The organism is candidate division WOR-3 bacterium (assembly GCA_039804025.1).
Taxonomy (GTDB): Bacteria; Hydrothermota; Hydrothermia; order Hydrothermales; family JAJRUZ01; genus JBCNVI01.
In genome coordinates this window covers 1-8,259 of sequence record JBDRZP010000041.1, presented here as the reverse complement: position 1 = coordinate 8,259, position 8,259 = coordinate 1, and the positions used below count along the sequence as shown (strand labels likewise).

Sequence of the window (8,259 nt, the reverse complement as noted above, 5' to 3'; positions counted from 1 at the left end):
GAAAAAAATAAAAGCAGGAAGAATGGGGGAGGATCCTTCTTATGAGTTATCTGAATTTCTCAAAAATCTTGGATTTGAAATGGGTAGATTAAAGACAGGAACCTCACCAAGAATAGATATAAAAACCGTTGATTTTTCCCTTGCTCAGGAACAGAGAGGTGATGAACCTCCAAGGGGTTTTTCCTTCAGGAATTTTTATTTAAAAGTTGAGCAGATTCCAGCATGGATAACCTATACAAATGAAGAAACTCATAAGATTGTAAGGGAGAATTTAAATGAGTGTCCCCTTTTTATAGGTGATATAACAGGAATCGGTCCAAGGTATTGTCCTTCTCTTGAATTAAAGGTTGTTAATTTTCCTGATAAAGAAAGACATCAACTTTTCCTTGAAATTGATGGAAGAAATTCTAATATAGTTTATATAAGTGGTCTATCCACATCTTTTTCAGAGGAAATTCAGTATAAAATTTTAAAAACAATACCTCCTTTAAGGAATGCAAAAATTTTAGTTCCTGGATATGCAATAGAATATGATTTTATAAATCCTCAGGAACTCAATCCGTGGCTTGAGACAAAGAAAATAAGAGGTTTATTTTTAGCAGGTCAGATAAATGGAACAACAGGTTATGAGGAGGCTGCTGCTCAGGGAATTGTTGCAGGGATAAATGCTGTTTTATATCTTGATAATAAAGATCCCTTTGTTGTAAAAAGAAATGAGGGATATATAGGTGTTATGATAGATGACCTTGTAACAAAGGGAGTTGATGAGCCATACAGGATGTTTACATCAAGAGTAGAATACAGATTAACTTTAAGACAGGATACAGCAAAAGAAAGATTTTTACCTTATGGTTATAAATTCGGGCTAATAAAGAAAAAAGAATGGGAGGAATTTTTAGAAGAAAAAAGAGTTTTTGAGGAGATTATAAGTTTTTTAAAACAAAAAAGGATAAAAAGAAAGGAGGCAGAGAAATTTTTGAAAATTAAAGATTTACCTGAATCAATAACCCTATTTGATCTTATTAAAAGGGATAATAGAATTTATGATATTTTAGAGGAAAGGGGAATAATAAAGAAGGTTAAGGAAAATGTTAAGGAAAGAATTATAAGTGAAATCCATTATGATGGTTATATCCAAAGGGAAATGAATGAAGCAAAAAGAGTAAGTAAAATTGAATTAAGGGAAATACCTGAAAAAATAGATTTCTGGAAAATTCCGAATGTTTCCTATGAGGCAAAGGAAAAGTGGAGTAAAATTAGACCAAGAACTTTTGCTCAGGCATTGAGAGTTCCTGGTATAAGAATTACAGATGCTCTTTCACTTTATTACTATTTAAGAGAAACAAAAAGGGATAATTAAACTTCCCATTCTAAAGTTATTTCTATAACATCATCACCTTTTGCAATACTTTTGGTAATTTTACTTTTTAAATTTTTTAATCCCTTAATTTTGAAGGCAGAATAAATTCCTCCTTCAAGCCTTTTTTCAAAAAAAGGGTCTTTAAAAGGAATGTCACTTACAATAATTTTAACCTTACCTTTTTCTGGCTCAAATTCTTCTATTTTAAAATTTCCGAAATTAAAGTAATACTTAAAAGCAAATTCAAGGATACTATTTACAAAACTTTGGAAGTCTGATACATCAAATATTATTTTAAAAGGACCTTCATAGGCTCTTTGAACAGAATATTCTCCTATCTTAAACATTAATTCCTCTTTATTGCCCTCATAAATTTTTAAAAGATAATCAACAATTTTTAAAAAGTCTTCAAGATCATAAAATTGGGATTCTATAATCTCTTCACTAAAAAATTTTTTTAATTCCTGTGGAAGAATATCAAAGAATTTTTTAAAGGTATTAATTCCTAACTTTTCATTTATAAATAATTTTAAATTTGTAAAGGTAATACCCCTTATTTTTAATTCTTTGTTATTCATTTATATGTTATCACATACTCTAAGAGATTATCACCCTTTGAAACTCTTTTTGTGATATCAACTTTTATCTCTTTAAAACCCTTTATTTCACCTGCTGCTTCCAGGGCACCCCTTATTCTCTCTTCGCAAAAAAAATCAATATCAGGCATATCTGTTATATGAATAACAATTTTTTTATTTTCAAGTTCTGCACTTTTAATTTCAAATTTACCAAAACTGTAAAAATAGTTATAAACCATACTCCCGACCTGATAAATATAAGTTTTTATATCAGTTTTTTTAAATAATTCCCTAAAGGAACCTCTTTCAAATTCCCTTTTTATTGAATATTTACCAATTTCTCTGAATTTTTTTATATCACCTTTAAAAATTTTCTCAAAAATTTCTTTATGTAAAAGTTTTAGAAGTTCATAGGGGTAAAAGAGAGCTTCTATTATTTCACCTTCAAGAAATTTTGAGATTTCCTGAGAAAACTCCTTTAACTTTTCCTTATAGTTTTTTTCTCCAAGTTTCTCTATTAAGAAAATCCTTGTAACCAAAAATAAACTACCTCTTACTTTTAATTCCAAATTTTTTTATTAAATGCCCCCGGAGGGACTTGAACCCCCGACCTGCAGTTTAGGAAACTGCCGCTCTATCCTCCTGAGCTACGGGGGCATTTTTTAATTTTATAATAATTTTTAAGTTTTTGCAATTTTTAAATAGAAAAAGTATTAATTAAATATGAAAAAGATAACAGAGGATACAAATATAGAAGAAATTTTAACCCTTTATCCTGATAGTGTTTCTATATTTTTAAAATATGGTATTCCTGCTATTTCTTGCGGAGAGCCTATATGGGGTTCAATAAAGGAAAATGCTCTCAAATACGGGGTTAAAAACCTTGAAGAACTTCTTGAAGAGTTAAATAAATTAGTTTCAGAAAAAAAATTAGGTATTTCCTTTAAAGATTTTAGCCTCTAAAATAGTTCCTGCATAAGTATTTTTTACTTTTTCTATTACACAAGTAACCTCTTCTCCTAAATAATTTGCTCCTTCTTTAACTATTACAGGGGTATCATCGGGTAAAAATCCTATTCCTTCATCGAAATATCTTCCTTTTTTTAAAATTTTTATTTTGATAACATCTCCTTCTTTAAGTTTTGTTTTAAATATTTTTACAATTTCTGGAAAATAAAAAAATTGAATATTTGATTCTTCTAACTTTTCTTTAAGTTTCTGATCGGATATAATTATTTTTTTCTTCTTTCCTTTAAAAATTAAATCTTCAATATTTTTGTTTACTAATTTTAAAAATTTATTTTTATTCTTTTTTTCAATTTCCTTTAAATAAAAAATAAAATTTTCTCTTTCTTCACCTGTAAGATTTTTTATGTATTCTTCAAATTTTTGATAATCAATTTTTGACATAATAATTTTAAAATAAAATAGATCCTTAACAAAAAGTTCAAGAAACCTTTCATCTTTTAGTGTTTCAAAGTCAATTATAAATTGTGGAATTTTTTCCCTTTTTTTAGAAATTAAAAATAAAAGTATTATCAATAAAATTAAAAGAAAAATCAGAAGGTAATTACTGTAAAAAATTATATAATCAAGGAAAAACATTTATTCTTAAAATATCCTTTAAGTTTTTTATGCTTAAAAAATCTTTATCAGAATTTTCAAAATAGGGAATAATTCCCCTATTAAATCCTTTCCTTTTTGCTTCTTGAATTCTTTTTTTATAATCCCTTACATTTCTTATTTCACCAGCAAGTCCAATTTCTCCAAAACTTATAAAATTCTCTGGAAGTTCAATATTTTTATAGGAGGAGATAATGGAAAGGGCAAGGGGTAAATCACCAGCAGTTTCATTTATCCTTATCCCCCCTGTTACGTTAACATAAACATCGTATTGATACAAGGGTAAATTCAGATATTTTTCTAAGCAGGTTAAAATCATTGAAAGCCTTCTTATGTCAAACCCTTGAGTTTCTCTTCTCGGAACAGGGAAAAAAGTTTTTGAAACAAGGGATTCTATCTGAACCATTATTACCCTTTTACCTTCCACCATTGGGAAAATTATAACTCCAGGTGCTTTTAATTCAGAAACAAATAGTCCTAAGGTATCCTTTACTTCCAAAAGTCCCTCTTCCTGCATTTCAAAAATTCCTATTTCGTCAGTTGAACCAAACCTATTTTTAAAAGGTCTTAAAATTCTTAAGTTTTCCCTTTTTTCGCCCTCAAGATATAAAACACAATCCACCATATGTTCAAGGGTTTTGGGTCCTGCGATTTCTCCTGTTTTTGTTACATGACCTATTAAAAAGGTTGTAATATTTTCCCTCTTTGAAATTTTCAAAAAAAAGGAACCTACATCTCTAACTTGAGAAACACTTCCAGGAGAAGAGGGATTAAGGGGGTTAAAAACCGTTTGAATTGAATCAATAATTAAAAATTCCGGTTTTATTTCTCTAATTTCTTCTTCTATTGATTCAGTGTCAGAACTTTGTGATATCCATATATTTTCACCTTTAATTTTAAGCCTTTCAGCCTTCATTTTAAGTTGTTCCCCTGATTCCTCAGCAGAAACAAAGAGAATCTTTTTTCCCTTATTTGAAATTTTTTCAGCAATAATAAGTAAGAGGGTTGTTTTACCTATACCAGGGTCACCACCAAGTAGATATAAACCACCTTCAACAAGACCTCCTCCAAGAACTCTATCTACCTCATTTATTCCTGTTTCGATAAATTTTTTAGTTTTGAGTTTAATATCAGTGAATTTAAAAACTTCACCTTTTTCTTTTAAATTTTTATTTTTTAATTCCCTGAAAGAATCCCATGAACCGCATACAGGACATCTTCCAAGCCATTTATAAGATTCATAGGAACAATTTTCACATATATAGATTACTTTTTCTTTTTTCATTTAAAATATTGAAAACTTAAAATATTTCCTCGGATCACTCTTTATATCCTTTAATAAATTTTTAATTTCAGTTAAAAGGGAGTCAACTTTTCTATAAGTTGTATCTTCTAAAATTAATTTTTTAAGTGTTCCTTCGCTTTTTTCAATCTTTTTTAAAAGGGTATCAGACCTTTCAATAAGGGAAGATAGACCCTTTAGATTTTCTGTAAATTCAGATACACTTTCTCCTGTTTTTTCCCATGTATTTAAAAATCTTGATAAGTCCTTAGAAACATTTTTAATTTCCTTTAATACTTCATTGCCTGTTTTATCATAAGTTAAAACAAGTTCTTTTACTCCTTTCAAAAGTAAATTTAAAGAATCTATAAGTTTTTCACCTTCTGATATCAGATTGCCTATATCCCATCCAGTTTGTCCTTCAATTCGGGATAAAGGTGGATATTCTTCTCCATTTCCCTGTTTAATAATAAGTCTTTTTCTTCCAAGGAACCCTTGATTTTCAACAATAATTTTTGCACCTTTTCTTAATTTTAGACCATCAATAAAAAATCTTATAATGACTTTATCTCCCTCAATCCAGAGTTTTTCAACTCTTCCCATATTTATTCCCATCACTGTTACTATATCACCTCTTTCAAGCCATGAGGCATCAGGAACAACTGCTTCATAATAGAATCTATTTTTTGCTATCTTGAATTCAGTAAAAAATATATAAAGAAAAACAAGGACGAGGATGGAAATAAATACAAAAAGACCAGCGAGTAATTTCTTTTTTTCCATTTGAATTTTAGATTATAAGGTTTTTAAAATTAAAAATGAAAGATTTACCTCCTTTTATTTTAACTCGGGTTGAAGATGTAATTAACTGGGGTAGAAAGTATAGTTTATGGCCTTTAACCTTTGGTCTTGCCTGTTGTGCAATTGAAATGATGGCAACAACTGATCCATTATTTGACCTTTCGAGATTTGGAGCAGAGGTTTTTAGACCCTCACCGAGACAGGCAGATTTACTTATAATTGCAGGAACAGTAGCTTTAAAAATGGCACCTGTTATTAAAAGACTTTATGAAGAAATGCCTGAACCAAAATGGGTTATATCAATGGGAATATGTGCTTCAACTGGTGGTCCCTATTACAGGAGTTATTCGGTTTTAAAAGGTATAGATAGGGTAATAAAAGTTGATGTTTATGTTCCAGGATGTCCTCCGAGACCTGAAGCCCTTTTATATGCCATTCAAAAGTTACAGGAGAAAATAGAGAAGAAAATTTGAAAAGTCTTATAAATTTAATAGAACATAAACTAAATAAAGAAAAAATTCAATTCAGTTTAGAAATAAAAGATATTTTAACTTTAAAAATAAATAAGGAGAATTTATTAAAAGTATTTAAAATATTAAGATATTCTGAGGAGCTTTTATTTGATTATTTAATAGATATAACAGCCTGTGATTATAAAGAAAAAAATATTTTTGAAGTTATTTATCACCTTTTGTCTTTTATAAGAAATGAAAGGATAAGAATTAAAGTGGAACTTGAAAGAGAGAAACCTGAAATTGAATCAGTATGTTCAATTTATCCTGGGGCTAACTGGTTTGAAAGGGAAGTTTACGATCTTTTTGGTATTAAGTTTTTAAATCATCCTAATTTAAAAAGAATTTTATTATGGGAGAGTTTCCCGGGTTATCCTTTAAGAAAAGATTATAAACTTGAAGAAGAAGGTCCTATTCCAACTCTTGAAGATATTTACTAATGGAAGAGTTAATTGAGCTTAATATTGGTCCACAGCATCCTGCGACCCACGGAGTTATGAGGCTTAAAATTTATCTTGATGGTGAGAGGGTTAAAAAAGCAGAGACAATAATAGGTTTTCTCCATAGGGGTTCAGAAAAAATAATGGAAAATTTGCCCTATCAAAAAGCAATGGTATGGACTGATAGAATGGATTATACTGCCCCTATATTACAGAACTGGGCTTATGTTCTTGCAGTTGAAAAACTTTTAAAAATAGAAGTTCCTGAAAGAGCTGAGTATATAAGGGTAATTCTTGGAGAACTTCAAAGGATTGCTGCACATCTTATATGGCTTGGAACCCATTTACTTGATTTAGGTTTAATGACAGTTTTTATGTATGCCTTTGAATTAAGAGAAAAGATACTGGATTTTTTTGAAGAAATATCAGGACAGAGGATGAATCCTTCCTTTTTTAGAATAGGTGGTGTTGCTGCTGATACACCCCATGGATGGCTTAAAAAAGTTAAAGATTTCCTTCCTGAGGTATTAAATAAAATTATTGAAATGGATGAAATTATACAGAAAAGTTTAATTTTTGAAAGGAGGACAAAAGGTATAGGAGTAATTCCACCTGAAATGGCTCTTGAATATAATGTTACAGGTCCTGTATTAAGGGGTTCTGGTATAAAATATGATGTTAGAAAAAATTTCCCTTATTCTGTTTATCCAAAGATAGATTTTGGAATTCCTGTTTTTTATGATGGTGATGTTTATTCAAGATATAGGGTAAGGATTGAAGAAATGAAGTGGTCAATTAAGATAATAGAACAGGCAATTGAAATGATTCCTGAGGGTGATGTTTTAATAAATGACTATAAAGTTGTTCCACCCCCAAAAACAAAGATTTATAATTCAATTGAAGAAATGATTCATCACTTTTTACTTGTGACAGAAGGTTTTCCTGTTCCTGAGGGTGAGGTTTATGCTTCTGTTGAAAGTGCAAAGGGTGAGTTTGGAGTTTATATTGTGTCTGATGGGTCAAATAAGCCTTACAGGGTTCATATAAGGTCCCCTTCTTTTGCAAATTTACAGATTTTAGAAAAGATATTGCCAGGGCATTTAATTTCTGATCTTGTTGCAATTATTGGATCTTTAGACCCTGTATTTGGTGAGGTAGATAGGTAAAGGAATGAAATTTAATTAAACTCTTTTAATAACTTCTGATAGAAGTATCTCAAGTCTCTTATTTCCTTCATCAATCATTCTCTGTGTTTCCATTATGAATTTTTCAAGTCTCTTATTTCCTTCGTCAATCATCTTTTGAGTTCTTTCAAGTATTTTTTCTGTATCTTTTTTACTTTCTTCAATCATCTTTTGTGTTGCTTCAATCATCTTCTTTGCTCTTTCATCTTCTTTTTATATAAGTTTGTTTGTAAAATAAGATAAAATAAGTGGTTGAATTAAAGCAAGAGTTCCTAAGATTAGTGCATTAATATTCGCTGTTTCAGTTGTCATATTTTAATCTTAAAATAAAGATTTATTTAGGGTTAAAAAATAAAATTTTTTAATCATAAAAAATATATATAAAAAAGACCCTGAGAAAAGGGTTAAATAAGGGGTTGAAAAAAAAAAAAAAAAAAAAAAAAAAAAAAAAAAAAAAAAAAAAAAAAAAAAAAAAAAAA

11 protein-coding genes and 1 tRNA gene are annotated in these 8,259 nt (G+C 29.2%); 5 read left to right on the top strand and 7 right to left on the bottom strand.

Features of this window, described 5'->3' with window-relative positions:
• Window positions 1–1,360: tRNA uridine-5-carboxymethylaminomethyl(34) synthesis enzyme MnmG (mnmG, locus tag ABIN73_10145; GenBank protein MEO0270086.1), on the top strand; the 1,360-nt coding region annotated here is incomplete at its 5' end.
• Here mnmG and ABIN73_10140 read toward each other — a convergent pair.
• From ABIN73_10140 to ABIN73_10130, 3 genes are all read right to left on the bottom strand, one after another.
• Window positions 1,357–1,938: a hypothetical protein gene (locus ABIN73_10140; GenBank protein MEO0270085.1), complete on the bottom strand. Its 582-nt coding sequence runs from the start codon at window positions 1,936–1,938 to the stop codon at window positions 1,357–1,359. The two genes, mnmG and ABIN73_10140, sit on opposite strands and share 4 nt — an antisense overlap.
• The gene (locus ABIN73_10135; GenBank protein ID MEO0270084.1) at window positions 1,935–2,507 is read right to left on the bottom strand and encodes a hypothetical protein; all 573 of its coding nucleotides are present in this window, start codon (window positions 2,505–2,507) and stop codon (window positions 1,935–1,937) included. The genes ABIN73_10140 and ABIN73_10135 overlap by 4 nt, the downstream gene beginning before the upstream one ends.
• Before the next feature lie 14 nt (window positions 2,508–2,521).
• Window positions 2,522–2,595: transfer RNA gene (locus tag ABIN73_10130), tRNA-Arg, on the bottom strand.
• Between the two features lie 66 nt (window positions 2,596–2,661).
• Between ABIN73_10130 and ABIN73_10125 the strand changes: the two genes are divergently transcribed.
• Complete coding sequence (locus ABIN73_10125) at window positions 2,662–2,901, top strand: DUF1858 domain-containing protein (protein ID MEO0270083.1); 240 nt, start codon at window positions 2,662–2,664, stop codon at window positions 2,899–2,901.
• On the opposite strand, the gene ABIN73_10120 is transcribed toward ABIN73_10125, so the two are convergent.
• Genes ABIN73_10120 through ABIN73_10110 form a run of 3 tightly spaced genes read right to left on the bottom strand, consistent with a single transcriptional unit; the run spans window position 2,869 to window position 5,626 of the window.
• On the bottom strand, window positions 2,869–3,543 hold the full coding sequence (locus ABIN73_10120) for a TRAM domain-containing protein (GenBank protein MEO0270082.1): 675 nt from the start codon (window positions 3,541–3,543) through the stop codon (window positions 2,869–2,871). The two genes, ABIN73_10125 and ABIN73_10120, sit on opposite strands and share 33 nt — an antisense overlap.
• Window positions 3,530–4,846, bottom strand: a complete 1,317-nt coding sequence (radA, locus tag ABIN73_10115; GenBank protein ID MEO0270081.1) for a DNA repair protein RadA — start codon at window positions 4,844–4,846, stop codon at window positions 3,530–3,532. Before radA ends, ABIN73_10120 begins: the two co-directional genes overlap by 14 nt.
• Window positions 4,847–5,626 (bottom strand): MlaD family protein, encoded by a 780-nt coding sequence (locus ABIN73_10110; GenBank protein ID MEO0270080.1) that lies wholly within the window; start codon window positions 5,624–5,626, stop codon window positions 4,847–4,849.
• A 35-nt stretch (window positions 5,627–5,661) separates the two neighbouring features.
• Here ABIN73_10110 and nuoB point away from each other — a divergent pair, with 35 nt between their 5' ends.
• Genes nuoB through ABIN73_10095 form a run of 3 tightly spaced genes read left to right on the top strand, consistent with a single transcriptional unit; the run spans window position 5,662 to window position 7,762 of the window.
• Entirely contained in the window at window positions 5,662–6,117 is a 456-nt protein-coding gene (nuoB, locus tag ABIN73_10105; GenBank protein ID MEO0270079.1) for an NADH-quinone oxidoreductase subunit NuoB, read from the top strand.
• Window positions 6,114–6,596: an NADH-quinone oxidoreductase subunit C gene (locus ABIN73_10100; protein MEO0270078.1), complete on the top strand. Its 483-nt coding sequence runs from the start codon at window positions 6,114–6,116 to the stop codon at window positions 6,594–6,596. The genes nuoB and ABIN73_10100 overlap by 4 nt, the downstream gene beginning before the upstream one ends.
• Window positions 6,596–7,762 (top strand): NADH-quinone oxidoreductase subunit D, encoded by a 1,167-nt coding sequence (locus ABIN73_10095; GenBank protein ID MEO0270077.1) that lies wholly within the window; start codon window positions 6,596–6,598, stop codon window positions 7,760–7,762. Before ABIN73_10100 ends, ABIN73_10095 begins: the two co-directional genes overlap by 1 nt.
• A gap of 15 nt (window positions 7,763–7,777) precedes the next feature.
• On the opposite strand, the gene ABIN73_10090 is transcribed toward ABIN73_10095, so the two are convergent.
• A complete protein-coding gene (locus tag ABIN73_10090) occupies window positions 7,778–7,969 on the bottom strand; it encodes a hypothetical protein (GenBank protein MEO0270076.1) in 192 nt (63 codons plus the stop codon).
• Window positions 7,970–8,259 lie beyond the last annotated feature (290 nt).

What these genes read in the sequence shown, in the direction of transcription:
- ABIN73_10110 (MEO0270080.1), bottom strand. Translation starts at nt 5,626, where the DNA reads ATGGAAAAAAAGAAATTACTCGCTGGTCTTTTTGTATTTATTTCCATC.
- ABIN73_10120 (MEO0270082.1), bottom strand. Translation starts at nt 3,543, where the DNA reads ATGTTTTTCCTTGATTATATAATTTTTTACAGTAATTACCTTCTGATT.
- ABIN73_10125 (MEO0270083.1), top strand. Translation starts at nt 2,662, where the DNA reads ATGAAAAAGATAACAGAGGATACAAATATAGAAGAAATTTTAACCCTT.
- ABIN73_10095 (MEO0270077.1), top strand. Translation starts at nt 6,596, where the DNA reads ATGGAAGAGTTAATTGAGCTTAATATTGGTCCACAGCATCCTGCGACC.
- ABIN73_10090 (MEO0270076.1), bottom strand. Translation starts at nt 7,969, where the DNA reads ATGATTGAAGCAACACAAAAGATGATTGAAGAAAGTAAAAAAGATACA.
- nuoB (MEO0270079.1), top strand. Translation starts at nt 5,662, where the DNA reads ATGAAAGATTTACCTCCTTTTATTTTAACTCGGGTTGAAGATGTAATT.
- ABIN73_10140 (MEO0270085.1), bottom strand. Translation starts at nt 1,938, where the DNA reads ATGAATAACAAAGAATTAAAAATAAGGGGTATTACCTTTACAAATTTA.
- radA (MEO0270081.1), bottom strand. Translation starts at nt 4,846, where the DNA reads ATGAAAAAAGAAAAAGTAATCTATATATGTGAAAATTGTTCCTATGAA.